Genomic DNA, 24,108 nt, shown 5'->3' with positions numbered 1-24,108 from the left:
GATTTTGGTGTTTTTAGACAGGCGTTTGATTGTGATGGTTACGGACTCTAAAGGGAGTCGTTATATCAATGTGCATATACTATTCCGTCAAATTGGCTTGTATGCACTTTTGAGCGTTGTGGGTTCTTTGTTGTTTTTGGGTATTTCGTTATTGGTTTTGAATAAAGAAATTAAAAATATTGACCAACAGCATGCCCTAATCACTAAAGAATTTGAGAAAAAAAAAGAGACTAACGAAAAGCTTTCTTTGCAAATGGATGAATTTTTAGATGATCTGCAACTTTCAGGGGAGCGCATCAACGATTTAGAAGAAGTGGTGGGGGTGAATAAACCTGAAGAAAAAGAAGAGGGGGATTTATCAAGCCGCTTGGATGTCGCTGGGATTACCGGACTTCAAAAAAGCTTTATCATGCGCCTTATCCCTAATGACTACCCACTAGAATCGTATCGGCGTGTTTCAGCGAATTTTAGTAAAAGGATCCACCCTATTTTGCATGTGTTGCATAACCATACTGGGCTTGATTTAAGCACCGCTATTAACACCCCTGTGTATGCGAGCGCAAGTGGGGTAGTGGGATTAGCCAATAAGGGGTGGAATGGGGGGTATGGGAATTTGATTAAAATATTCCATCCTTTTGGTTTCAAAACCTACTACGCCCATTTGAATAAAATCGCTGTTAAAACAGGCGAATTTGTCAAAAAAGGGCAGTTGATTGGGTATAGTGGTAATACAGGAATGAGCACAGGACCGCATTTGCATTATGAAGTGCGGTTTTTGAATCAGCCCATAAACCCTATGAGTTTCACCAAATGGAACATGAAAGATTTTGAAGAAGTTTTCAATAAAGAAAGGAGCATCAGATGGCAATCTTTGATAACAATCATAAATCGGTTAATGCAAAAACGGGACCAGCGACCATCATCGCTCAAGGCACAAAAATAAAAGGTGAGCTTTATCTTGAATGCCATTTGCACATAGATGGTGAATTGGAAGGGGTGGTGCATTCTAAAGGCACGGTGGTGATTGGGCAAACCGGCTTGATGGTGGGTGAGATTTTTGCCAATAAATTGGTGGTGAATGGCAAGTTTAATGGGGTGGTGGAAGCGGAAGTGGTAGAAATCATGCCTTCAGGTCTCCTTGAGGGTAAAGTTTTTAGCCAAGAACTTGTGGTGGAAAGGAAAGGGATTTTGATTGGGGAGACTCGCCCTAAAAACCTGCAGGGAAGTGCACTGCTTACCAATAAGCAAGAAAAGAAAATCAAAAGCTAGTGATCCAATCTATCCTTTATAGAGCCTTAAATAAAGGCTTTGATTGTCAAATACTCGCTTGTAAGGATTTTAAAGAGTCTGAGCTTGCTAAAGAAGTGATAAGCTATGTTAAGCCACATATTAAAGCCATTCTTTTCCCAGAATTTAGGGCTAAAAAAAATGACGATTTGCGTTCGTTTTTTGAAGAATTTTTACAGCTTTTAGGGGCTTTAAGGGAGTTTTATCAAGCCTTAGAAAAAAAGCAAGAGGCTATTATCATTGCCCCTATTAGCGCGTTATTGCACCCTTTACCTAAAAAAGAACTTTTAGAGAGCTTTAAAATCACTCTTTTAGAAAAATACGACCTTAAGGAGTTAAAAGACAAGCTCTTTTATTATGGTTATGAGATTTTAGATTTAGTGGAAGTGGAAGGGGAGGCGAGCTTTAGGGGGGATATTGTAGATATTTATGCACCTAATTCTAAGGCGTATCGCTTGAGTTTTTTTGACACAGAGTGCGAGAGCATTAAGGAATTTGACCCACTCACTCAAATGAGTCTTAAAGAGGATTTATTAGAAATTGAAATAACCCCCACGCTTTTTAGTTTGGACGAACAATCTTATAAAAATTTACAAACAAAAGTAGAACAAAGCCCCCTAAATAGCTTCTCTAAAGATTTAGCTAGTTTTGGTTTGTGGTTTTTAGACGAAAAAGCGCAAGACTTGTTAAGCGTTTATCCAAGCATTATAAGCCCCAAGGCTTTAGAAGAAATTCAAGAATTAGCGAGCTTAAACGAATTGGATTTACAGCGTTTCAAATCTTTAAAAATCTTAGAAACCCCCCAAGGCTATGAAGATTTAGAAATCCATGCACGCACGATAGAAAGCTTTATTGCTTTACACTCACACCATAAAATCACGCTTCTAGCCCCTAATAAAACGATTTTAGACAATGTCTTAGGTACACTTGATACAAGCCACATTCAATGCGTTATCGCCCCCTTTGTGTTAAATTTTAAAACCCCTGATAAAATTTTTATCTCGCTCAATTCTTTTGAAAGGAAGAAAAAACACAAAAAATCCAAGCTCGCTTTGAATGAATTGAATGCGGGCGAGTGGGTGGTACATGATGATTATGGGGTGGGTGTGTTTTCTCAATTAATCCAGCACAGCGTTTTAGGGAGCAAGAGAGATTTTTTAGAGATCGCTTATTTGGGCGAAGACAAACTGCTACTACCGGTAGAAAATTTGCATCTAATCGCTCGCTATGTGGCGCAAAGCGACAGCGTACCTACTAAAGACAGGCTAGGGAAAGGGAGTTTTCTCAAACTTAAAGCTAAAGTAAGAACCAAACTTTTAGAAATTGCAAGTAAGATTATTGAATTAGCGGCTGAACGCAATTTAATCTTAGGTAAAAAGATGGACACGCATTTAGCGGAGTTGGAAATCTTTAAAACGCATGCGGGTTTTGAATACACTAACGATCAAGAAAAAGCCATCGCTGAAATCTCAAAGGATTTAGGCTCTCATAGAGTGATGGACAGGTTATTGAGCGGTGATGTGGGCTTTGGGAAAACGGAAGTAGCGATGCATGCCATTTTTTGCGCGTTTTTAAACGGCTTTCAAAGTGCGTTAGTTGTGCCTACTACCTTACTAGCCCACCAGCACTTTGAGACTTTAAGGGCGCGTTTTGAAAATTTTGGCGTTAAAGTGGCTCGTTTGGATAGGTATGTGAGCGAAAAAAACAAGCTTTTAAAGGCGGTAGAATCAGGGTTAATTGATGTGCTTGTAGGCACGCATGCGATTTTAGGCACGAAATTTAAAAACTTGGGTTTAATGGTGGTGGATGAAGAGCATAAATTTGGCGTGAAACAAAAAGAAGCTTTAAAAGAATTGAGTAAAAGCGTGCATTTTTTAAGCATGTCCGCCACGCCTATCCCACGCACTTTAAACATGGCGCTCTCTCAAATTAAAGGCATTAGCTCTTTAAAAACCCCACCTACAGACAGAAAGCCTAGCCGCACTTTTTTGAAAGAAAAGAATGATGAATTATTAAAAGAGATTATCCATAGAGAATTGCGCCGTAATGGGCAAATTTTTTATATCCATAACCATATTGCTAGTATTTCCAAAGTCAAAAAAGAGCTAGAAAATTTAATCCCTAAACTCAAAATCGCTATTTTGCATTCCCAAATTAACGCTAATGAAAGCGAAGAAATCATGTTAGAGTTTGCTAAAGGGAACTATCAGGTTTTATTATGCACTTCTATTGTGGAATCCGGCATTCATTTGCCTAACGCTAACACGATTATTATTGATAATGCACAGAATTTTGGGTTGGCTGATTTGCACCAATTGAGAGGGCGTGTGGGGAGAGGCAAGAAAGAAGGTTTTTGCTATTTTCTTATAGAAGATCAAAAGAGTTTGAACGATCAAGCTTTAAAACGCTTGCTCGCTTTAGAAAAAAATTCGTATTTAGGTAGTGGGGAGAGTATCGCTTATCATGATTTAGAAATTAGGGGGGGTGGGAATTTGCTTGGACAAGATCAAAGCGGGCATATTAAAAATATCGGTTATTCGCTTTATACACGCATGCTTGAAGATGCGATTTATGAATTGAGTGGGGGGAAAAAAAGGCTTGAAAAAAGCGTAGAAATCCAATTGAGCGTGAGCGCTTTTTTAAACCCTGAACTCATCGCAAGCGATAGTTTGAGGTTGGATTTGTACCGCCGTTTGAGTTTGTGTGAAAATGTGGATGAGGTGGGGCAAATCCATGAAGAAATAGAAGACAGGTTTGGCAAAATAGACGCTTTGAGCGAGCAATTTTTACAAATCATTACGCTTAAAATTTTGGCTAATGAGCTTGGCATCCTCAAACTTTCTAATTTCAATCAAAATATCACCATCGCTTATAGCGATGAAACTAAAGGGAGTCTAAAAGCCCCAAGCAAAGACGATAACGATATTTTAGAAACCCTTTTGAAACATTTACGCGCTCAAATTTCTTTAAAACGGCGTAAAAACGCTTCATTTTAATCTTTTGAGCTTTAATTTTTTATTTTAAAAAGATTATTAAGAAGTTTGTTGTAGAATAGCCGTTTGCTATGCCTTTAGTCGTAAGGTAATAATCATTAAGGAGTTTTTTAATCATGGCAGATATTAAAAGGCGTGATTTTTTAGGAATGAGCCTTGCTAGTGTTACAGCCATAGGAGCCATAGCGAGTCTAGTGGCGATGAAAAAGACTTGGGATCCGCTTCCAAGCGTCGTTTCAGCCGGTTTTACAACCATAGATGTGGCGAGTATGCAAGAAGGGCAGTTTTCCACGGTGGAATGGCGTGGGAAACCAGTCTATATTCTCAAGCGTTCTAAAAAAGAAAGCTTTAACGAAAAGCGCGATTTTAAAATCGGCGAAAGCGTTTTTACCACAGCCATTCAAATTTGCACGCATTTAGGGTGCATCCCCACCTATCAAGATGAAGAAAAAGGTTTTTTATGCCCATGCCATGGGGGTCGTTTCACTTCTGATGGCGTGAATGTTGCCGGCACTCCCCCTCCACGCCCTTTTGATATTCCGCCTTTTAAAGTTGAAGGCACTAAGATCACTTTTGGCGAAGCTGGGGCTGAATACAAAAACATGGTGGCTAAAGCGTAAGGAGAGTTTCAATGGCAGAGATAAAAAAAGCGAAAAATTTAGGCGAATGGTTGGACATGCGTCTTGGCACTAACAAGCTTGTTAAAGTGCTAATGACAGAATATTGGATCCCTAAAAACATCAATTTCTTATGGGCTATGGGGGTGATTTTATTAACCCTTTTTGGCGTGCTTGTAGTTTCAGGGATTTTCTTGCTCATGTATTACAAGCCTGATGCGAAAATGGCGTTTGATAGCGTGAATTTCACAATCATGCAAGAAGTGGCTTATGGCTGGCTTTGGCGCCACATGCATGCCACTGCAGCAAGCATGATTTTTGTCATCATTTATATCCATATGTTTGTCGCTATCTATTATGGCTCTTACAAAAAGGGTCGTGAGATGATTTGGATTAGTGGCATGATTTTATTTGTGGTCTTTAGTGCGGAAGCCTTTAGTGGGTATATGTTGCCTTGGGGGCAGATGAGCTATTGGGCGGCAGCGGTTATCACCAATTTATTTGGAGGTATTCCTTTTATTGGGGCTGATGTGGTGGAGTGGATCAGGGGTAATTATGTCGTGGCAGATTCCACTTTAACGCGCTTTTTCATGCTTCATGTGTTTTTATTGCCTATTGCGATTATTTTGCTCATTGGGGTGCATTTCTACTCTTTACGCATTCCGCATGTCAATAACCAAGAAGGCGAAGAAATTGACTTTGAATTGGAAGAGAAAAAATTCATTGAAGGCAAGAAAAAGGAATCTAAAGTCATTCCTTTTTGGCCGGTATTCTTGTCTAAAGATATTTTTGTGGTTTGTGCATTCATGGTCTTTTTCTTTTACTTGGTGTGTTACCACTATGATTTTGCGATGGATCCTATTAACTTTGAAAGGGCTAACAGCCTTAAAACGCCGCCTCATATTTACCCTGAGTGGTATTTCTTATGGAGCTATGAAGTCTTAAGGGGCTTTTTCTTTAGCGCTGATTTAGGGTTAATGGCCTTTGGCGTGGCGCAAGTGATTTTCTTCTTACTGCCTTTCTTGGATCGAAGTCCGGTGGTCGCTCCTGCACACAAACGGCCTGCTTTTATGGTGTGGTTTTGGCTTGTAATTATTGATATGATTGTTTTAACGATCTATGGTAAATTGCCTCCACTTGGAATAGGTAAATACATTGGGTTGGCTGGTTCGATCACTTTCTTAGCCCTTTTCTTTGTGGTATTGCCCATTATTACTATTGCTGAGAGGAAGAAACAAGGGGGTGTTAGATGAAAGAATTTAAAATTCTAATTATCCTTATTGTAGTGATAGGCGTGATTTATTATGGGGTTGAGCCTTATGCACATTCTGTGATGCACCCTAAAGTCGCTCCGGCAGATTTTGCTTTCAAAGATTTAGAGCCTATTGATTTGAAAAATGGCGATGCCAATAGGGGCAAACAGCTTGTAGCAGAAAATTGCACCGCTTGTCATGGTATCAAGTCTCAAAACATTCCAGCCCCTATGGATAGTCTTAGTGCGAGCAACTCTTTTGGGGTTGTGCCACCGGATTTAAGCCATGTGGCGGGGGTTTTGAATGCGAATTTCTTAGCCCACTTCATCAAAGACCCTGTGAAAACAGCGAAGTTGAGCCATAAATTCAACGATGAAAGGCCTTATCCTATGCCGGCGTTTTCTCAATTTAGCGATAAAGATTTGAGCGATATTGTGGCGTATCTCACTTCTATTTTGCCTAAAAGCTTGAGCGATAAGGAAGTGTTTGCTCAAAGCTGTCAAAGATGCCATAGCCTAGATTATGCTAAAGACAAGGCGTTTAGCGACGCTAAAGATTTAGCCAATTATTTAGGCTCTCATGCACCTGATTTGTCCATGATGATTAGAGCTAAGGGTGAACATGGCTTGAATATTTTCATCAATGACCCACAAAAGCTTTTACCTGGCACGGCTATGCCTAGGGTGGGGTTGAACGAACAAGCTCAAAAACAAGTCATCTCTTATTTGCAAAAAGCAGGCGATCGCAAAAAACATGAAAGAAATACTTTAGGGATTAAGATTATGGTTTTCTTTGCGGTGTTATCGTTCTTGGCTTATGCTTGGAAAAGAAAGGTTTGGGGCGAAGTGCATTGAATTGAAAAAGGGGGAGGGCTTATCTTATAATCTTTTATGGGTTCAATCTAACCCACTCTCCAAAAAGGGCGTTAAGCTAAAAGGCATGCATTAAACTAGTCTGCCATTAAGCGATAATTTATTTTCAAGTTTTATACAAGGCTTGCAACGACAAAACGCCAGATTTACAAAAAATGCAAAGAAATTGGCTACAAATTTGATGCAAAATTTCTAGCAGTTGCTATTCTTTTTATGGGAGAAAAACTTAAATGAAGGGGAAAAATACATTTCAAACAAACTCTATAATAAAGGATTTATCTTATAGTTTGGAGCGTGTTTTGCAAGAAGATCCTGCAGCTAGGAATAAGTGGGAGGTTTTCTTGCTTTATCCGGGTATTCATGCACTGCTTTGCCACCGCCTAGCGCATGCGTTGCACAAGCGTGGGTTTTATTTTATTGCACGCACACTTTCTCAGCTGGCACGCTTTATCACTGGGATAGAAATCCATCCGGGTGCTAAGATTGGGCGAGGGCTTTTTATCGATCATGGCATGGGCGTGGTGATTGGCGAGACCACAGAGATTGGAGATGATGTTACCATTTATCATGGCGTAACTCTAGGGGGCACGGGCAAGCTCAAGGGTAAGCGCCACCCTACTTTAGGCAACCGTGTGGTAGTGGGGGCAGGGGCTAAGGTCTTGGGTGCAATTTGCGTGGGCGATGGTGCGAAGATTGGGGCTAATGCTGTGGTGCTTTCAGATTTACCCGCAGGCTCTACTGCTGTAAGCACTAAAGCTAAAATCATTATAAAGGATTGTTAGGTTTTAGATAAGCAGTTGATCTCATTTGTGCTATGGTTGGTGGGTTATTTTGATCCTAAATTTTATAAAGAAGAGGTTTTTTAAAGATGAATAAAAGCAAAAAAGAGTTATTTTCAGAACTTGCTCAACCTGATGAAAATGGGGTGAGTCGTTGGGTAAGCGTTACAGAATTTGTAGGAAAATATCAAGAATTACAGCTAGGTAATGGGGGAGTTGGTGTAGGAAGAGTTCATCTATAGCTAAAGAATTTAACTTGGAGTTTGATAAGGAGCAAACTCCAAGAAATTCTATTGATAGAATACGCTTGAATGGCTATAATACCAAGTGTGTTTTTAACCAAAGTATCCGTCAAGATATTAAAAATCACTATAGCCAACAATGTTGTGCTATGTGCGGTGTGTGGGGCAACTCTGAAAACACTCAAATAGAGGTAGATCACAAAGACGGCCGCAAAAATGATCCAAGAGTTTCTGATTTAAGCATGCAGACTTTAGATGATTTTCAGGCTTTATGTAAAGCTTGTAATGATAAGAAACGCCAAATTTGTAAAGAATGCAAAGAGACTGGCTATAGATTTGATGCAACAAAAATTCTTGGCAATCATTATCCTTTCTATGAGGGGGAGGCTGAATATGACGGCTGTGTGGGTTGCTATCAATATGACCCCATACAATACAAGAAAACTTGTAATGATAGGATATACAATGAAGGGTATCAAAAAGGTTATGATGAGGGGTATCAAATTGGATACCATCAAAAAACTACTTTATAGTGGTTGCAATGAACTACATCGGTTCTAAATACAAGCTCATTCCCTTTATTAAGGAAAATATCCATGCGGTTGTGGGCAGTGATCTCTCTTGCACGATTTTTTGTGATCTGTTCGCTGGGACGGGTATTGTGGGGCACGCGTTTAAAAAAGCCGTTAATAAGATTATCTCTAATGATTTGGAGTATTATAGCTTTGTTTTGAATCAAAATTATATTGCCAACATTCAAGAGATCCCTAACAAACAAGAGCTTATTGATGAGATTAATAGCGTTGCTTTAAAAAAGGGCTTTATCTATTCGCATTATTCTTTAGGAGGGAGTTCAAGGCAGTATTTTAGCGAAACGAACGCTCAAAAAATTGATGCGATGCGTTTAAAAATTGAAGAGCTCAAGCGTTCTCAAAATATTGATGGCCATGCGTATTATTTTTTGCTCGCATCGTTATTGGAGAGTGCAGACAAGGTGGCTAATACCGCTTCAGTTTATGGGGCTTTTTTAAAACACCTTAAAAAAAGCGCTCAAAAAGAACTCATTTTAGAAGGCGCTCATTTTGATTTGAGCCAAAACGCTAACGAAGTATATCAGCAGGATTCCAATGATTTGATTGAAAAGATTTCAGGGGATATTTTGTATTTAGACCCCCCTTATAATGCGAGACAATATGGGGCGAACTATCATTTATTAAACACGATTGCCACTTATACACCCTTTATCCCAAAAGGTAAAACCGGCTTGCCCAGTTACCAGAAATCATCGTTTTGCTCTCGCAATAAGATTTTAAATGCCTTTGAAAACTTGATCAAAAAAGCGCGATTCAAATACATCTTTTTAAGCTATAACAATGAAGGGCTTATGAATGAAACAGAGATTAGAAATATCTTAAAAAAATACGGCACTTACTCTTTATTCACCAAAACCTACATGCGTTTTAAAGCAGACAATACACGCGTCCACAAAGCCACGCACACCAAAGAATTTTTGCATGTTCTTATTAAGTGAGGATGAATGCGAGCGGATTTTTTATATCCATTTTAATCAGACTTGATGCAAGTTTTTCTTATATCTAATTCCGCATTTTTTAAGTTAAAAGTTTTAGTTGTCAGTGTTTAATGAGAAGTGAAAAGATAGCAAAGAATGGCTCCAGATGTAGGATTCGAACCTACGACCAAGCGGTTAACAGCCGCCTACTCTACCGCTGAGCTAATCTGGAATTTCGCTTGAAAAAAGAAATTCTAGTGTGTTTTTTATAAAAAGTCAAGTAAAATCACGGCGTTGTTGGCAGAGAGTTAAAAATTTTCAAAGCGTTTTGCAAATCTTCTTTCGTGTCAATACCCACGCTTTCACTTTGAACGATTTTCACTAGAATATTTTTTTGATAATACAAAGCCCTCAATTGCTCTAACTTTTCTATCTCTTCTAAAACGCATGGCTTTAAGGAGCATAATTCTTCTAAGATCTCTCTATTATGAAAACCATAAATGCCAATATGCCCTAAAAGAGGCGTGGGGCGTTTCAAATCAAAATCTCGTAAAAAGGGGATAAGGGAGCGTGAAAAATACAAGGCGTTATTTTGATGGTCTAAAACCACCTTGACTAAATTAGGGTTTTTGGCTTTTTCTTTATCAATGACTTTAGCGCAGGTCGCCATGAAAGGAGCGTTTTTAGTGGCTTCTAATAACATTGCAATGACTTCTTTTTCTAAAAAAGGCTCATCGCCTTGCAAGTTTAAAACCCTTTCATCGTTTTTTAATCCTAAGAGTTGAGCCGCTTCCAAACAGCGCTCCGTGCCGCTATTATGGTGTTTGGAGGTCATCACCGCTTTAATATGGAATTTTTGACACACTTCCATAATGCTTTCATCATCGCAAGCGACTACGCATTCATCAACTAAACTCGCATTTTTAGCGCAACGGACCACCATAGGCAAGCCAAAAATACATTCTAGCACTTTATTTTCAAAACGGCTGGATTTTAATCTAGCAGGGATGATAATCATCTTTTAAGCCTTATAAAATAGGGGATTTTTATGGTATTATACCCATTTAAGAAGCTTATTTCTTTTGAGATTTAGGCTAATGAACTTTAGGAGTTTTTAATGATATTAAGAGCGAGTGTGTTGAGCGTGTTCCTTCTTGTAAGTTTAGGGGCAGCCCCTGAAAGTCCGGCTAATAAGCAAATGCAAGACAATTTAGTTAAGGTGATTGAAAAACAAACTAGTAAAAAGGTGCGTATTTTAGAGACTAAATCTTTGAAATCCAATCAAGATTTAAAAATCGTGGTGGTAGAAGACCCAGACACTAAATATCAAATCCCGCTTGTGGTGAGTAAGGATGGTAATTTAGTCATAGGGCTTAGCAATATCTTTTTTAGCAATAAAAGCGACGATGTGCAATTGGTCGCCGAAACCAATCAAAGAATCCAAACCCTTAATGCTACCCAGCAAAATAGCGCGAAATTGAACGCTATTTTTAATGAAGTGCCTGCTGATTATGTGGTAGAACTACCTTCCACTAACGCTGCAAATAAAGACAAGATCCTTTATATTGTCTCTGATCCCATGTGTCCGCATTGCCAAAGAGAGCTCACTAAACTCAGAGACCACTTGAAAGAAAACACCGTTAAAATGGTTATTGTGGGGTGGCTTGGGGTCAATTCGGCTAAAAAAGCGGCTTTGATCCAAGAAGAAATGGCACAGGCTAAGGCTAGGGGAGCGAGCGTGGAAGATAAAATCTCTATCATTGAAAAGATTTATTCCACCCAATATGATATTAATGCCCAAAAAGAGCCTGAAGATTTACGCACTAAAGTGGAAAATGTCACTAAAAAGATTTTTGAGCCCGGCGTGATTAAAGGCGTGCCTTTCTTGTATCATTATAGGTCATAACATAAGGCTACTCGCATGAAAAAACCATACAGAAAGATTTCTGATTATGCGATCGTGGGTGGTTTGAGTGCATTAGTGGTGGTAAGCATCGTGGGGTGTAAGAGCAATGCTGATGACAAATCCAAAGAGCAAAGCCATTTAACTCAAAGCGTTCAAAAAGGTGCGTTTGTGATTTTAGAAGAGCAAAAGGACAAATCTTACAAGGTTATTGAAGAATACCCTAGCTCAAAAACCCACATTGTGGTGCGTGATTTAAATGGCAATGAACGCGTGCTCAGCGATGAAGAGATTCAAAAGCTTATTAAAGAAGAAGAAGCTAAAATTGATAATGGCACGAGCAAACTTGTCCAACCCAATAGTGGAGGGAGTAATGAAAGCTCAGGCTTTGGCTTGGGGAGTGCGATTTTAGGGAGTGCGGCGGGGGCGATTTTAGGGAGTTATATCGGTAATAAGCTTTTCAACAACCCTAATTACCAGCAAAACGCCCAACGGACCTACAAATCCCCACAAGCTTACCAACGCTCTCAAAATTCCTTTTCTAAAAGCACACCTAGTGCTTCAGGCGTAGGTGGTGCGAATAGGGGAAAAAGCGGTTTTTTTGGCTCTAGCAAGCCTACAAGTTCGCCGGCGGTAAGCTCTGGGACAAGGGGCTTTAACTCATAATTCAAGGCTAAAAGATGCAAGTAATTCCTTTAAAACCTTTAGACAATAAGACTTTAGAAGAAATCGGTTTGGATTGGCACACTGATAGCGATAACTCTTCTTATATCGCTGATGAAATGGTGGTAGTTTCTCAAAAAGAAGCGGACGCCTATTATGACGCTTGCAATGAGCTTTATGACATGTTCGTAGAGACGGCTGAAGAGGTGATAGAAAACGAGCGCTTTTTTGAATTAGATATTCCTAACATGCTCATTCCTATGATCAAGCAGAGTTTTGAAGAAGAAGTGCATTGGCATATTTATGGGCGTTTTGATTTGGCTGGGGGGCTTGATGGTAAGCCCATTAAATTGCTAGAATTTAACGCAGATACCCCCACCATGCTCTATGAAACTGCAGTGATCCAGTGGGCGTTACTCAAAGCCAATGGCTATGATGAAAATAAGCAATTCAATAATCTCTATGAAGCACTTGGCGAGAATTTCAAACGCATGGTAACTTTGGGCGAAGACACGAGCCATTTTGAAGAAATGTATGAGGGGTGGAAAATCCTTTTTTCAAGCGTTAGGGATAATATTGAAGAAGAACGCACCATGCGTTTTTTACAAGACGCCGCTCAAAGCGTAGGGTTTGAAACGGATTTTTCTTACATTGATGAGGTGGAGTTTAATGCAGAAGAGGGCGTGTTTAAAAACGGCTTGAATTATGAATTTCTATTCAAATTAATCCCATGGGAAAATATCGCTATTGATGAGCCAGAATTGGCCCTTTTAATGCAAAGCATGATGGAAAATAGAAACACGATTTTTTTAAACCCTGCTTATACGATCCTTTTCCAATCCAAGCGTTTTTTAAAACTTTTATGGGATAGATACCCCAACCACCCCTTATTGTTAGAAACGAGCTATGAACCTTTAGCCAATAAAAAGCAAATCAAAAAAGTGGCTTTTGGTAGGGAAGGGGCCAATAGTGAAATTTTTGAAGCTTCCATGCAATCGCTCTTAAAAACGGACGGCGTTTATTCTAACCACAAGCCCATTTATCAAGAGTTTTATGAACTCAATTCGCATAATGGCTTGTATTACCAACCCAATGTGTTTTTTGCTTATGAATCTTGTGCATTAGGGTTTAGAAAAGGGGGGTTGGTTTTGGATAATTTTTCTAAATTTGTGAGCCACAGGTTGCAATAATGACTAAAATGATGCGCTATTTCCACATTTATGCGACCACTTTTTTCTTCCCCTTAGTGTTGCTTTTTGCAATGAGTGGGTTTTTATTGCTCTTTGGGGTGAGACAAGACACTGGTGCTAACATCAAAGAGTGGGTTTTAGAAAAATCTTTAAAAAAAGAAGAGCGGTTGGATTTTTTAAAAGACTTTTTAAAAGAAAATCATATCGCTATGCCTAAAAAGATAGAGCCTAGAGATTATAGGGGGGCGTTAGCTATCGGCACGCCTTTGTATGAAATCAGGATTGAAACCAAAGACGCTCAAACGAAAATCAAAACCATTGAAAGAGGTTTTTTAGGCGCGTTAATCATGTTGCATAAGGCTAAAGTGGGTATCGTGTTTCAGGTGCTTTTAGGGATTTTTTGCGTGTTTTTGTTGTTGTTTTACTTGAGTGCGTTTTTAATGGTAGCGCTTAAAGATACTAAACGCATGTTTGTGAGTATTTTGATGGGGATCGTTGTGTTTTTAGGAGCGATTTATTGGTCTTTGTAGGGTTTTAATCAAATATTGACTTTCATTTTTTCAAAAAAGGGGTTTTTAAATTCCATTTTATGATAAACTCTTAAAACCCTATTTTAGCATTCTAGCGTTTTGGCTAACCCCCCTAACGAAGTCTCTTTGTATTTTTCATTCATGTCTTTCCCAGTCGCATACATCGTAGCGATCACTTCATCTAAACTCACTTTAGGCTTGTATGCATCTTCTAAAGCCAATTTAGAAGCGCTGATCGCTTTAATTGCCCCTAAAACATTGCGTTCAATACAAGGGATTTGCACCAAGCCCCCAACAGGATCGCATGTCAATCCCAAGTGGTGTTCCATAGCGATTTCACTAGCCATTAAAACCTGTTTGATCGTGGCTTGATACAAATAAGCTAACCCCCCTGCAGCCATAGAGCTTGCCACACCAATTTCAGCCTGACACCCCGCTTCTGCACCACTCAAGGAAGCGTTTTTCTTATAAAGATAGCCAATCGCCGCACTAGTGAGCAAAAAATCATTGATAGATTTTTGCGATAAATTTTCAAACAAATGGTTTTTAGCATATAAAAGCACACTTGGCACCACCGCACACGCTCCGTTAGTAGGGGCGGTTACCACCTTACCGCCACTAGCATTTTCTTCAGCAATGGCACGAGCGTAAAGCGAGATGTAATCAATCAAAGCTAAGGGGTCATTCCCATTTTTGGGGTGTTTTTCTAAACGCGTTTTAATGCTTGGGGCTAATCGTGTTACTTTCAAAAAACCAGGAAGATACATTTCTTTAGAGTTAGCCCCATTATGATAGCATTCAAGCATCGCATGATAAATTTTAGTCATCGTTGTATCAGGGTGGTTTTTGAGTGCGTTTTCTCTCAAACGCACGATTTCAGCAATGTTTTTTTCGTGTTTTTGGCATAATTCTAGCAATTCTTTAGCGCTTGAAAAATCATAAGCGACGCTTTCATTTTCATTCTCTTCAGCCAAGTTGTCTAATTCTTTTTCAGTATAGACAAATCCTCCGCCAACAGAATAGTAGGTTTCTTCTTTTAAAACCTCATTTTTAGCGTTAAAAGCTTTTAAAATAAGAGCATTTTGGTGTCTTGCTAAAGGTTTATTGTCAAAAATCAAATCTTTAGAATAATCAAAAGGGATATGATGTTGGTTAGCGAGTTTTAAAACCTTATTTTCAAACACTTCATGCAGCAAGGCTTTTTTGGTTGCTATATCCAACTCGTTAGCATAAATACCATGCAAGCCAATCAAAACCGCCTCATCGCTCAAATGCCCTTTACCGGTCAATGCTAATGAGCCATGCAAGGTGATTTGAATGCGTGCAACTTGTTCTAAAATATCTTTTAACAATCCGCAAAATCTCGCCCCAGCTTCCATAGGCCCTATGGTGTGTGAAGAGCTAGGCCCAACGCCGATTTTAAAAATGGATAAAATAGAAAAACTAGCCATTAGAACAATCCTAAAAACACGCTCAAAGCCGTTAAGCTCCCAAAGATAAACACAAAAATATCCACTTTGAAATTTCTAAAACGCTTCAAACTAGAAACGCTATAAAAAGCTACCATAGGCATTACAAAAAGAATGAGCGCGATAATGGGACCGCCTAAATTTTCAATAAAATCTAAGATATTAGGGTTAATATAAGCCACAAGCGTGATACTAAGCCATAAAAAGATCGTTACACCCACGCTCAAGGTTTTAGAAGCCTTTTTCAATTTTAAGCCTTGTATAATAATGCCTTCTAAGCCCTCTTTAGCTCCGTAATAATGCCCAAAAAAAGATGAAAAAATCGCTAAAAAAGCCACCACAGGCCCTGCATAATTGATTAAGGGGTTGTTTAAAGTGTTAGCAAAATAGCTTAAAATGGGGATATTTTGCTCCCTTGCTTTCATAAAATCATCAGCATTCAAGCACATGACACAAGAAAACACAAAAAACATCACAAACCCTAAAAGCATGAGCGATGTGCCTAATTCAATTTGATTGAGTTTATACTCTTTGAAAGCGCCGTATTCTTTTTCCACATTTTGAGTGAAGGTTGAAATAATGGGGCTATGGTTGAATGAAAACACAAGCACCGGTAAGGTTAGCCAAATAGCTAGCACAAATTCTTTAAAACTCGGCATTACAGAAAGGTTATTAACTTGCCAATAGGGGATAAGATACAAAGAAAAAAGCAATAAAATCAAGCATAAAGGATACACTAAAGCGTTACAAATGCGTGTGACAATCGTGGCGTTAAAAACCATTACAAGCATCATTAAAGAAACTAAAACGACAGCCAATAAGCTACGATGAAAAGGCACTAAATGCAATTGATTGGTAAAAAAATTGTCAAACACATTCGTGATACCCACCCCATAAGCCAAGCAAATAGGATAAATCGCCAAGAAATAAAGCAAAGTGATAAGAAACCCCCATTGAGTGCCAAAATGCGAGCGAACGACCATCGTAATGTCTTCTTTATCTTTAGATCCTATAAAATAAGCTAAAGCTCTATGCCCTAGGTAAGTTAAAGGGAAAATAATTGCACTCATCGCTACAATGGCCCATATCCCATGCCCACCGGCTCTAATAGGCAAAAATAAAATCCCAGCCCCCACCGCCGTGCCAAATAAGGACGCCATCCAGCGCAAATCAAACAAATTGAGTTTTTTGAGATCTTTTGGAGTTTCTTTTTTTTGCGTCATGCCATAACCACCCTTTTATCGTATGAATTTTCATTGTATCATAAAGCTTTTTATGATTAGGGTTTATTGGAATTAAAGGGAGGTTGAAGCGTGCATTTACTTTCTAAAATCCACGATTTAACCCGCACAAGCTATAATAACGCTTAAAAAATTAAATTAAAGAAAAGAATATTAGGGATATAGAAATGTCAAATACAACTTGGTCGCCAACTTCATGGCATTCTTTTAAGATAGAGCAACACCCCATTTATAAAGACCAAAAAGAGTTAGAGAGAGTTAAAAAAGAGTTGCACTCCTACCCTCCTTTAGTGTTTGTTGGTGAAGCGAGAAACTTACAAGAGCGCTTAGCTCAAGCGATTGACAATAAGGCGTTTTTATTGCAAGGGGGCGATTGCGCAGAGTCGTTTTCTCAATTTAACGCTAACAGGATCAGAGACATGTTTAAAGTGATGATGCAAATGGCGATTGTTCTCACTTTTGCTGGCTCTATACCGATCGTGAAAGTGGGGCGCATTGCTGGGCAGTTTGCCAAACCGCGCTCCAATGCGACTGAAATCTTAGACAATGAAGAAGTGTTGAGTTATAGAGGGGATATTATCAATGGGATTCCCAAAAAAGAAAGAGAGCCAAATCCTGAAAGAATGCTTAAAGCCTACCATCAAAGCGTGGCGACTTTAAATCTTATTAGGGCTTTTGCTCAAGGCGGGTTAGCCAATTTGGAGCAAGTGCATCGTTTCAATTTGGATTTTGTCAAAAACAACGACTTTGGGCAAAAATACCAACAAATCGCTGACAGGATCACGCAAGCTTTAGGGTTTATGCAAGCATGCGGGGTGGAGATAGAGCGAACGCCTATCCTTAGGGAGGTGGAATTTTACACGAGCCACGAAGCGTTACTGCTCCATTATGAAGAGCCTTTGGTGCGTAAGGATAGCTTGACTGACCAGTTTTATGATTGCTCCGCACACATGCTGTGGATTGGCGAAAGGACAAGAGATCCTAAAGGCGCTCATGTGGAGTTTTTAAGGGGGGTTTGTAACCCTATTGGTGTGAAAATTGGGCCTAATGCGAGTATAAGCGAAGTGCTAGAATTGTGCGATGTTTTAAACCCGCACAACATTAAGGGGCGTTTGAATTTGATCGTGCGCATGGGTTCTAAGATGATTAAAGAGCGTTTGCCTAAACTTTTACAAGGGGTGTTGAAAGAAAAACGCCATATCTTATGGAGTATTGATCCCATGCATGGCAACACGGTAAAAACCAGCTCAGGGGTTAAAACAAGGGCTTTTGATTGCGTGTTAGATGAGGTGAAAAGCTTTTTTGAAATCCATAGGGCTGAAGGTAGTTTAGCTTCTGGGGTTCATTTGGAAATGACAGGTGAGAATGTTACAGAATGTATCGGTGGCTCGCAAGCGATCACCGAAGAGGGTTTGAGCTACCATTATTATACGCAATGCGATCCAAGACTAAACGCCACTCAAGCCCTAGAACTCGCTTTTTTGATTGCGGACATGCTTAAAAAACAACGCGTTTAGTTGAATAAATTAAAGCTCTATTTTAATTAAAAATGGGTCACTAAACTTTTTTGTCATTTTAGATTTACTTTATTATAAAACTCTTAAGGATAGGGGGTGTTGTGGAATAATTCTCCTCTACAAGCCCCAACTAAACCCTCCAAGGAAGCGTTTTTTAAAGATTGGTTTTAAAGAATGTTTTGAGCGTTTTTTAAAATTGCAACAACGCTCCGTTAAAACAGAATCAAAGATTAAACTTTTTTTAACTCTTATTTTCTTATAATGGATCGTATATTTTAATATTTAAAGGAGCTTGAAATGAAATTTTCCTTTTTAGCTGTAATCTTGGTGTTATTGTTTGCAGCTTGCCATGAAACTAAACAACAAATTTTACAAAACGAAGCTGATAGCACCCCTTCAGAAAAAACCATTTGGCAACCTGAACAAAAATAAATCATTGTAAAAATGCTTTTAGCGTTTTTACAATCAAAGGTTGGTTTTAGTCAAGCGGTCGTTTTTAAAAAGCGTTCTTTAGAGACATTATCGCAAAATAATTTCTTATCCCCTTATGGGTTTAAAACAAAGCGACCAAAATTTTTCTAAATGAAAGAAATAATTAAAAAGCCCAAACATTAAAAGGGGCGAAAGCTTGAGAATGAAACTACAAACTCTCTAAAACTTTTTGAGCATGACCTTTCGCTTTGACATTGTAGAAACACTTTTCTAAAACGCCTTGCGTGTTGATAATGAAAGTGGAGCGGATGATCCCCAAATGCTCCTTCCCATAAAGCATGCGTTTGCCATAAGCTTTGTAGAGATTAGCGACTTTTTTGTCTTCATCGCAGAGCAAGATCACATTCAAAGAGCATTGGCTGATAAATTTTTGATGCGATTGAATATTATCAGGGCTTACACCCACGACGATAGCGTTTTTCTTTTCAAACTCATTAAACAGAGCGCTAAAATCTTGCGCTTCTAATGTGCATCCGGGTGTGTTGTCTTTAGGGTAGAAATACAACACCACTTTTTTATGGAGCAAATTTTTTAAAGAAATCTCTACCCCATCGCTGTTTTTTAATCTAAAATTGGGGGCTAACTGCCCAGCTTCTAATTTTTCCATTCTTATCCTTTAATAGAGAATGATAGCGACTTTTTGAGGCCCATGCACCCCAAAAACGGTTTTTAATTCAATGTCAGCTGTCCGGCTAGGTCCACCAATAAGGAGCATGTTTGTGGGTAAGACGCCGTTTTTACTCTGGTTTTTTAAAGCTTGCATGCCTTCGCTTAAATTGCGCACAATGGATTCTTTTTTCAATAAGATAATGCAATTAAGGGTAATGAGTGAAAGCAATCGTGGGCTTGCATGCGAAGAAACCGCCCCAATCATGCCCAAGCTTGAAATCCCACAAGCCCCATGCAACAAAGCCGTGTCAATGTTAAACAATTCTTCACGCATTGCTTCAATTTCTTTATCATAGGGTTGTAAAGTAAAATCCTTAAACGCTTCAAAATTTAAATCTAAATCCGTAGCGTGTAAGATTTTTTCGCTTTTAAAGTTTTCTAAAGCTTTTAAAATCGCTTGCTCTAAATTTTCTTTATCGCTTTCAATGACTTCAGCTTTATTCAACACTTGAAAATGCTTGTATTCTTCCACCAAATCTTCAAACTCCACTTTAATGATATTTTTATAAGTAGGGTTTGCTCCCTTAATGGTATGCTTAGCTTTGGCTTCTTTAATGCGGTTTAAAATAAGATCTTTACTCATAGATCACCCCTTCTAAATGTTGGACTTTTGCATGCAAGCTTGTGTCCATATTGGGTAAGGTTCTCACACTAGCCCACTCTTTGACTAAAGGCAGTATGGGAGCTAAAAGCTTGCCTAAAGGGGAGAAAAATTGAGCCATTTTCAATTGAAAACGCCATTTAGATCCATCACTCGCCATTTTAGCGAACATTTTCATAGAGAATTTTTCCATTGTGCTGTGTTGCGTGCTTTTAGCCCCCTTGACTACGCCCCTGCCTTCGCCCACTTTATCCGATCGTAAATCTCTAATAAGCTCCGCTAGTGGGATTTCTACGGGGCATACTTCAGAACAACGCCCACAAAGACTGCACAAATTAGGGATATGCCCATAATTATTAAGCCCAAAGAGTTGGGGAGATACCACCACGCCTATAGGACCAGGGTAAGTGGAAAGATAGGCATGCCCACCGATTTTATCATAGACAGGGCAGTGGTTCAAACAAGTCCCGCAACGAATGCATGAAAGAGCGCGATAATACTTTTCATCAGCCAAAATATTGGAGCGGTTATTGTCTAATAAAATGACATGGGCTTCTTTAGGACCGTCCAAATCGTCGTTTTTTCTAGGACCTGTGATAATGTTTTGATAGCAAGTGATAGGTACACCCACAGCGCTTGGAGCGAGCAAATTGTTTAAAATCGCTGCATCATCAAAGCTTTCTACTAATTTTTCAATCCCACAAATAGCGACATGCACATCGCATGCGGTGGTACTCATTCTGCCATTGCCTTCATTTTCCACTAACCAAATCGCCCCCTCATTAGCGATAGCGAAATTAACCCCACTAATCCCCATTTTAAAGCTTTCAAATTCCTTGCGCATGTGCTTTCTAGCGATCGCATTAAGTTTTTCAGGCTCTTCTTCATAAGCGGCGTTGAGTTTTTCTTCAAAAATTTTACCGATTTGTTTGCGGTTTTTATGGATAGCTGGCACGACAATATGCACAGGGTGTTCATTGATAAGTTGGATAATCAATTCGCCCAAATCTGTTTCTTGCGCTTGAATGCCCTTTTCTTTGAGATAATGGTTCAAGCCGATTTCTTCGCTCGCCATAGACTTTTGCTTTAAAATGCGCTTAATGTTTTTTTCTTTAGCGAGATTGTAAATGATTTCATTAGCTTCATCGCCGTCTTTAGCATAATGGATTTTAAAGCCGTTTTTGGTGGCGTTTTTTTCAAACAATTCCAAATACTCATCAAGCCTGGATAAGATTTTAAGCTTGACTTCCTTGCCTAACTCCCTTAAATTTTCCCATTCGCTGTAACGATTTTTAATCAAATTCTTGCGATTAGCCCTTAAGGTATCCATTGCAGAACGCAAATTTTCCCTTAATTGTATATCGCCTAATTGGTCGGTGATGATTTCTTCGTATTCTTGGTCGCTGTGGTGTTTTTCCATGATTATCCCTTTATCCCTTAATGTTAAAGTCCAAGCCTTGAGGCTAAAAAGTCATAAAAATGCATGGGTTTTGTTGAAGAGCCCATTTTTTGCATAGCGGTGCTAATATTCATCAAACACCCAGCATCCGCTGAAACGATCACATCCACTTGACGGCTTTCTATGTCTTTAATCTTTTCTTTAACCATAACGGCTGAAATTTCAGGCTCTTTAACCGAAAATGTCCCCCCAAACCCGCAACACTCTTCTTCTTTTTCTAATTCAATGAGTTCTACATTTTTAAGCTGTCTGATGAGATTTTTAGCCGAGTCAATCACTTGAGCCACCCTTAAGGCATGGCAATTAGAATGCCATGTGATTTTAAGCGGTTCGCCCTTATCTTCATACTTGACTTGCAATTTTTTATCCAAAAATTCGCTCAATTCATACACCCTAGAGCAGAAATCTTTAACCATATTGAATTCGGCATGCCCTTCAAATAATTCCAAATAATCATGCCGCATCATCCCTGTGCATGAACCACTGGGTAAAATAATGGGGTAGTCGTTGTTAGAATAAAGCTTGATATTGTATAAAACGACTTTTTTAGTCTCTTCATAATACCCTGAATTGTAGCTTGGCTGACCGCAACATGTTTGATCTTTTTTAAAAACCACTTCCAAATTTTCCTTGCGGAGTAATTTGATAGCACTAAGCGATGCGTTGCTATATATGGCTGTCCCTAGACATGTCGCAAAGAAATTGACTTTCAAAGAATGCTCCTTAAAATTCCAAATTTAAGAGTTTCAAACATAGTATAATATCAAAATTAGTAAGATTATGAAACACAAATTGATAAACCCACTCTCTTAGATATTGTTACCAAAATAAACTACAAATCTGCTCAACCCCACTTAATATTAAACGCTACTCAAAATTAGTTTTTCTTTTAAGTAAGATATAAAAATACTTTTAATCATTCAAGGAAAATGCATGGAATTTCATCAAATCTATGACCCATTAGGCAATATTTGGATGAGTGCTCTAGTTGCACTCTCGCCTATTGCACTCTTTTTTGTCTCTCTTATTGTCTTTAAGCTTAAGGGGTATAGTGCTGGGTTTTTGAGTTTGGCACTTTCAGTGTTGATCGCGCTATTTGTGTATAAAATGCCTACTGAAATGGTGAGCACGAGTTTTATTTATGGCTTTCTCTATGGCTTATGGCCGATCGCTTGGATCGTGATCGCTGCGATTTTTCTTTACAACCTTTCAGTGAAATCCGGGTATTTTGAGATTTTAAAAGAAAGCATCTTAAGTTTGACCCCAGATCATCGCATTTTAGTGATTTTGATTGGCTTTTGTTTTGGCTCGTTTTTAGAAGGAGCGATTGGTTTTGGAGGTCCAGTAGCAATCACAGCAGCGATTTTAGTAGGTCTTGGGCTAAACCCTTTATACGCTGCTGGGTTATGCTTAATCGCTAATACCGCCCCTGTGGCTTTTGGTGCGGTGGGTATCCCTATTACCGCTATGGCTAGTGTGGTGGGTGTCCCTGAATTAGAGATTTCTCAAATGGTGGGCAGGGTGTTGCCCATTTTTTCTATTGGCATTCCTTTTTTCATCGTGTTTTTAATGGATGGTTTTAAGGGCGTTAGAGAAACCTTTCCGGCGGTGGCGGTTACTGGGTTTAGCTTTGCTATCGTGCAATTTTTAAGCTCTAATTATTTGGGACCACAACTCCCAGATATTATTTCAGCTTTAGTGTCATTGATTGCTACCACTTTATTTTTAAAGTTTTGGCAACCTAAAAATATTTTCACTAGCAATGGCAAAGAGCCTACGATTAGCACAGAAAAACACCATATTTGCAAGGTGATCGTGGCGTGGATGCCTTTTGTGTTGCTCACTATCACGATTATTATATGGACGCAACCTTGGTTTAAAGCGCTCTTTAAAGAAGGTGGGGCTTTGGCGTTTTCTAGCTTTGCGTTTGAATTCAGTTCTATCAGTCAAAAGATTTTCAAAACCGCTCCCATCGTCGCTGAAGCGAAAAGTTTTCCTGTCGTGTTTAAATTACCTTTAATCTTAACGACAGGCACTTCCATCTTTTTAGCCGCCATTTTGAGCGTGTTTATTTTGCGCGTGAAAATCAGCGATGCAATAGGGGTGTTTGGGACCACTTTAAAAGAAATGCGTTTGCCGATTTTAACCATTGGCGTGGTCTTGGCGTTTGCGTATGTGGCTAATTATAGTGGCATGAGCGCTACTTTAGCGTTGGCGTTAGCCGATACTGGGCATGTTTTCACTTTCTTTTCGCCTGTTGTAGGCTGGCTTGGAGTGTTTTTAACCGGAAGCGATACGAGCTCCAACCTTTTATTTGGCTCTTTGCAAATGCTCATCGCCACACAGCTTGGCTTGCCTGAAGTGCTTTTCTTGGCGGCAAACACTTCAGGAGGCGTTGTGGGTAAAATGATAAGCCCTCAAAGTATCGCTATCGCTTGTGCGGCGGTGGGGTTAGTGGGTAAAGAGAGCGAATTGTTCAAATTCACGGTTAAATATTCCCTTGTTTTTGTAGTAATCATGGGAGTTGTGTTCAGCGCGATTGCGTATTTGATCCCTGAAGTGGTGCCTGCGATAAAGTAGGCTCGCTTTGTATTTGGCAAGAATTAAACCCCCTTTGAGTGGGGAATGTTGAAAAATAAAGCGGATCTAAATTGAGCCATTCTTTAGAATGCTGGTTGGAGTTGCTAGGATCTTTTAAATTCCCATAAGGGATAGCTCCCATAATACTTCTATAGCATTGCAGATTGTTTTTGCTCATGCTCGGATTTTTGCATGCATTTAAAAGGATGAGTGCTAATACAAAAAGGGGTATTTTTAACAT

23 protein-coding genes, 1 tRNA gene and 1 pseudogene are annotated in these 24,108 nt (G+C 39.2%); 16 read left to right on the top strand and 9 right to left on the bottom strand.

What is annotated here, in order from left to right:
- Window positions 1–7: 7 nt before the first annotated feature.
- From csd1 to DYI00_RS05245, 9 genes and pseudogenes are all read left to right on the top strand, one after another.
- Window positions 8–943 carry a peptidoglycan DD-metalloendopeptidase Csd1 gene (csd1, locus tag DYI00_RS05285; protein WP_011577255.1) on the top strand — a complete coding sequence of 312 codons (936 nt, stop codon included), beginning with the start codon at window positions 8–10 and terminating at the stop codon, window positions 941–943.
- The gene (locus tag DYI00_RS05280) at window positions 862–1,269 is read left to right on the top strand and encodes a bactofilin family protein (protein ID WP_011577256.1); all 408 of its coding nucleotides are present in this window, start codon (window positions 862–864) and stop codon (window positions 1,267–1,269) included. Before csd1 ends, DYI00_RS05280 begins: the two co-directional genes overlap by 82 nt.
- Complete coding sequence (gene mfd / locus DYI00_RS05275) at window positions 1,269–4,283, top strand: transcription-repair coupling factor (RefSeq protein ID WP_011577257.1); 3,015 nt, start codon at window positions 1,269–1,271, stop codon at window positions 4,281–4,283. The genes DYI00_RS05280 and mfd overlap by 1 nt, the downstream gene beginning before the upstream one ends.
- Window positions 4,284–4,396: 113 nt before the next feature.
- Window positions 4,397–4,900 carry a ubiquinol-cytochrome c reductase iron-sulfur subunit gene (gene petA / locus DYI00_RS05270; protein ID WP_011577258.1) on the top strand — a complete coding sequence of 168 codons (504 nt, stop codon included), beginning with the start codon at window positions 4,397–4,399 and terminating at the stop codon, window positions 4,898–4,900.
- Window positions 4,901–4,911: 11 nt separating this feature from the next.
- Window positions 4,912–6,150: a cytochrome b gene (locus tag DYI00_RS05265; protein ID WP_011577259.1), complete on the top strand. Its 1,239-nt coding sequence runs from the start codon at window positions 4,912–4,914 to the stop codon at window positions 6,148–6,150.
- The gene (locus tag DYI00_RS05260; protein WP_011577260.1) at window positions 6,147–7,004 is read left to right on the top strand and encodes a cytochrome c1; all 858 of its coding nucleotides are present in this window, start codon (window positions 6,147–6,149) and stop codon (window positions 7,002–7,004) included. The genes DYI00_RS05265 and DYI00_RS05260 overlap by 4 nt, the downstream gene beginning before the upstream one ends.
- Window positions 7,005–7,252: 248 nt before the next feature.
- Window positions 7,253–7,804 carry a serine O-acetyltransferase gene (cysE, locus tag DYI00_RS05255; protein WP_011577261.1) on the top strand — a complete coding sequence of 184 codons (552 nt, stop codon included), beginning with the start codon at window positions 7,253–7,255 and terminating at the stop codon, window positions 7,802–7,804.
- Between the two features lie 86 nt (window positions 7,805–7,890).
- A pseudogene (locus DYI00_RS05250) lies at window positions 7,891–8,576 on the top strand (NlaIII/IceA1 family type II restriction endonuclease).
- Between the two features lie 8 nt (window positions 8,577–8,584).
- Window positions 8,585–9,574 carry a DNA adenine methylase gene (locus DYI00_RS05245; protein WP_104709215.1) on the top strand — a complete coding sequence of 330 codons (990 nt, stop codon included), beginning with the start codon at window positions 8,585–8,587 and terminating at the stop codon, window positions 9,572–9,574.
- Between the two features lie 136 nt (window positions 9,575–9,710).
- Here the strand turns inward: DYI00_RS05245 and DYI00_RS05240 are convergent.
- Together DYI00_RS05240 and kdsB are read right to left on the bottom strand one after the other, a co-directional pair.
- A tRNA-Asn gene (locus tag DYI00_RS05240) sits at window positions 9,711–9,785 on the bottom strand.
- Window positions 9,786–9,839: 54 nt separating this feature from the next.
- Entirely contained in the window at window positions 9,840–10,571 is a 732-nt protein-coding gene (gene kdsB, locus DYI00_RS05235) for a 3-deoxy-manno-octulosonate cytidylyltransferase (protein WP_011577264.1), read from the bottom strand.
- A 99-nt stretch (window positions 10,572–10,670) separates the two neighbouring features.
- On the opposite strand from kdsB, the gene dsbK reads away from it, so the two are divergent.
- The 4 genes from dsbK to DYI00_RS05215 are packed head-to-tail and all read left to right on the top strand — an operon-like array spanning window position 10,671 to window position 13,839.
- The gene (gene dsbK / locus DYI00_RS05230) at window positions 10,671–11,459 is read left to right on the top strand and encodes a protein disulfide-isomerase DsbK (RefSeq protein WP_011577265.1); all 789 of its coding nucleotides are present in this window, start codon (window positions 10,671–10,673) and stop codon (window positions 11,457–11,459) included.
- A 15-nt stretch (window positions 11,460–11,474) separates the two neighbouring features.
- Window positions 11,475–12,122, top strand: coding sequence for a UPF0323 family lipoprotein (locus DYI00_RS05225; RefSeq protein WP_104709216.1), 648 nt, complete (start codon window positions 11,475–11,477; stop codon window positions 12,120–12,122).
- Window positions 12,123–12,136: 14 nt separating this feature from the next.
- Complete coding sequence (locus DYI00_RS05220; RefSeq protein ID WP_104709217.1) at window positions 12,137–13,309, top strand: glutathionylspermidine synthase family protein; 1,173 nt, start codon at window positions 12,137–12,139, stop codon at window positions 13,307–13,309.
- Window positions 13,309–13,839, top strand: a complete 531-nt coding sequence (locus DYI00_RS05215; protein WP_104709218.1) for a PepSY-associated TM helix domain-containing protein — start codon at window positions 13,309–13,311, stop codon at window positions 13,837–13,839. The genes DYI00_RS05220 and DYI00_RS05215 overlap by 1 nt, the downstream gene beginning before the upstream one ends.
- A gap of 83 nt (window positions 13,840–13,922) precedes the next feature.
- Here DYI00_RS05215 and DYI00_RS05210 read toward each other — a convergent pair whose 3' ends face one another.
- A complete protein-coding gene (locus tag DYI00_RS05210) occupies window positions 13,923–15,290 on the bottom strand; it encodes an L-serine ammonia-lyase (protein ID WP_011577269.1) in 1,368 nt (455 codons plus the stop codon).
- Window positions 15,290–16,531 (bottom strand): aromatic amino acid transport family protein, encoded by a 1,242-nt coding sequence (locus DYI00_RS05205; RefSeq protein ID WP_011577270.1) that lies wholly within the window; start codon window positions 16,529–16,531, stop codon window positions 15,290–15,292. Before DYI00_RS05205 ends, DYI00_RS05210 begins: the two co-directional genes overlap by 1 nt.
- Before the next feature lie 185 nt (window positions 16,532–16,716).
- Between DYI00_RS05205 and DYI00_RS05200 the strand changes: the two genes are divergently transcribed.
- On the top strand, window positions 16,717–18,066 hold the full coding sequence (locus DYI00_RS05200; protein WP_011577271.1) for a class II 3-deoxy-7-phosphoheptulonate synthase: 1,350 nt from the start codon (window positions 16,717–16,719) through the stop codon (window positions 18,064–18,066).
- A 297-nt stretch (window positions 18,067–18,363) separates the two neighbouring features.
- Window positions 18,364–18,498, top strand: a complete 135-nt coding sequence (locus DYI00_RS08510; protein WP_104687376.1) for an HP0135 family lipoprotein — start codon at window positions 18,364–18,366, stop codon at window positions 18,496–18,498.
- A 208-nt stretch (window positions 18,499–18,706) separates the two neighbouring features.
- Here the strand turns inward: DYI00_RS08510 and DYI00_RS05190 are convergent, their stop codons facing one another.
- The 4 genes from DYI00_RS05190 to DYI00_RS05175 are packed head-to-tail and all read right to left on the bottom strand — an operon-like array spanning window position 18,707 to window position 22,000.
- Complete coding sequence (locus DYI00_RS05190; protein ID WP_011577273.1) at window positions 18,707–19,165, bottom strand: peroxiredoxin; 459 nt, start codon at window positions 19,163–19,165, stop codon at window positions 18,707–18,709.
- A 9-nt stretch (window positions 19,166–19,174) separates the two neighbouring features.
- On the bottom strand, window positions 19,175–19,810 hold the full coding sequence (locus DYI00_RS05185) for a LutC/YkgG family protein (RefSeq protein WP_011577274.1): 636 nt from the start codon (window positions 19,808–19,810) through the stop codon (window positions 19,175–19,177).
- Window positions 19,803–21,248, bottom strand: a complete 1,446-nt coding sequence (locus tag DYI00_RS05180) for a LutB/LldF family L-lactate oxidation iron-sulfur protein (RefSeq protein WP_011577275.1) — start codon at window positions 21,246–21,248, stop codon at window positions 19,803–19,805. The genes DYI00_RS05185 and DYI00_RS05180 overlap by 8 nt, the downstream gene beginning before the upstream one ends.
- A 23-nt stretch (window positions 21,249–21,271) precedes the next feature.
- A complete protein-coding gene (locus DYI00_RS05175) occupies window positions 21,272–22,000 on the bottom strand; it encodes a (Fe-S)-binding protein (protein WP_011577276.1) in 729 nt (242 codons plus the stop codon).
- A gap of 220 nt (window positions 22,001–22,220) precedes the next feature.
- On the opposite strand from DYI00_RS05175, the gene DYI00_RS05165 reads away from it, so the two are divergent.
- Window positions 22,221–23,867 carry an L-lactate permease gene (locus DYI00_RS05165; RefSeq protein WP_011577277.1) on the top strand — a complete coding sequence of 549 codons (1,647 nt, stop codon included), beginning with the start codon at window positions 22,221–22,223 and terminating at the stop codon, window positions 23,865–23,867.
- Here the strand turns inward: DYI00_RS05165 and DYI00_RS05160 are convergent.
- Entirely contained in the window at window positions 23,818–24,108 is a 291-nt protein-coding gene (locus tag DYI00_RS05160; protein WP_011577278.1) for a hypothetical protein, read from the bottom strand. The two genes, DYI00_RS05165 and DYI00_RS05160, sit on opposite strands and share 50 nt — an antisense overlap.

This window comes from Helicobacter acinonychis, assembly GCF_900461455.1.
GTDB classification, from domain to species: domain Bacteria; phylum Campylobacterota; class Campylobacteria; order Campylobacterales; family Helicobacteraceae; genus Helicobacter; species Helicobacter acinonychis.
This window is presented reverse-complemented; position numbering and strand designations above follow the sequence as displayed.

Bases quoted from the DNA above. Each gene is read 5' to 3' on its own strand.
- DYI00_RS05220 (WP_104709217.1), top strand. From the start codon at position 12,137: ATGCAAGTAATTCCTTTAAAACCTTTAGACAATAAGACTTTAGAAGAA.
- DYI00_RS05180 (WP_011577275.1), bottom strand. From the start codon at position 21,248: ATGGAAAAACACCACAGCGACCAAGAATACGAAGAAATCATCACCGAC.
- DYI00_RS05215 (WP_104709218.1), top strand. From the start codon at position 13,309: ATGACTAAAATGATGCGCTATTTCCACATTTATGCGACCACTTTTTTC.
- DYI00_RS05200 (WP_011577271.1), top strand. From the start codon at position 16,717: ATGTCAAATACAACTTGGTCGCCAACTTCATGGCATTCTTTTAAGATA.
- DYI00_RS05265 (WP_011577259.1), top strand. From the start codon at position 4,912: ATGGCAGAGATAAAAAAAGCGAAAAATTTAGGCGAATGGTTGGACATG.
- cysE (WP_011577261.1), top strand. From the start codon at position 7,253: ATGAAGGGGAAAAATACATTTCAAACAAACTCTATAATAAAGGATTTA.
- dsbK (WP_011577265.1), top strand. From the start codon at position 10,671: ATGATATTAAGAGCGAGTGTGTTGAGCGTGTTCCTTCTTGTAAGTTTA.
- DYI00_RS05160 (WP_011577278.1), bottom strand. From the start codon at position 24,108: ATGTTAAAAATACCCCTTTTTGTATTAGCACTCATCCTTTTAAATGCA.
- DYI00_RS08510 (WP_104687376.1), top strand. From the start codon at position 18,364: ATGAAATTTTCCTTTTTAGCTGTAATCTTGGTGTTATTGTTTGCAGCT.
- DYI00_RS05280 (WP_011577256.1), top strand. From the start codon at position 862: ATGGCAATCTTTGATAACAATCATAAATCGGTTAATGCAAAAACGGGA.
- DYI00_RS05165 (WP_011577277.1), top strand. From the start codon at position 22,221: ATGGAATTTCATCAAATCTATGACCCATTAGGCAATATTTGGATGAGT.
- DYI00_RS05260 (WP_011577260.1), top strand. From the start codon at position 6,147: ATGAAAGAATTTAAAATTCTAATTATCCTTATTGTAGTGATAGGCGTG.
- DYI00_RS05245 (WP_104709215.1), top strand. From the start codon at position 8,585: ATGAACTACATCGGTTCTAAATACAAGCTCATTCCCTTTATTAAGGAA.
- DYI00_RS05225 (WP_104709216.1), top strand. From the start codon at position 11,475: ATGAAAAAACCATACAGAAAGATTTCTGATTATGCGATCGTGGGTGGT.
- DYI00_RS05190 (WP_011577273.1), bottom strand. From the start codon at position 19,165: ATGGAAAAATTAGAAGCTGGGCAGTTAGCCCCCAATTTTAGATTAAAA.
- DYI00_RS05185 (WP_011577274.1), bottom strand. From the start codon at position 19,810: ATGAGTAAAGATCTTATTTTAAACCGCATTAAAGAAGCCAAAGCTAAG.
- petA (WP_011577258.1), top strand. From the start codon at position 4,397: ATGGCAGATATTAAAAGGCGTGATTTTTTAGGAATGAGCCTTGCTAGT.
- DYI00_RS05210 (WP_011577269.1), bottom strand. From the start codon at position 15,290: ATGGCTAGTTTTTCTATTTTATCCATTTTTAAAATCGGCGTTGGGCCT.
- kdsB (WP_011577264.1), bottom strand. From the start codon at position 10,571: ATGATTATCATCCCTGCTAGATTAAAATCCAGCCGTTTTGAAAATAAA.
- DYI00_RS05205 (WP_011577270.1), bottom strand. From the start codon at position 16,531: ATGACGCAAAAAAAAGAAACTCCAAAAGATCTCAAAAAACTCAATTTG.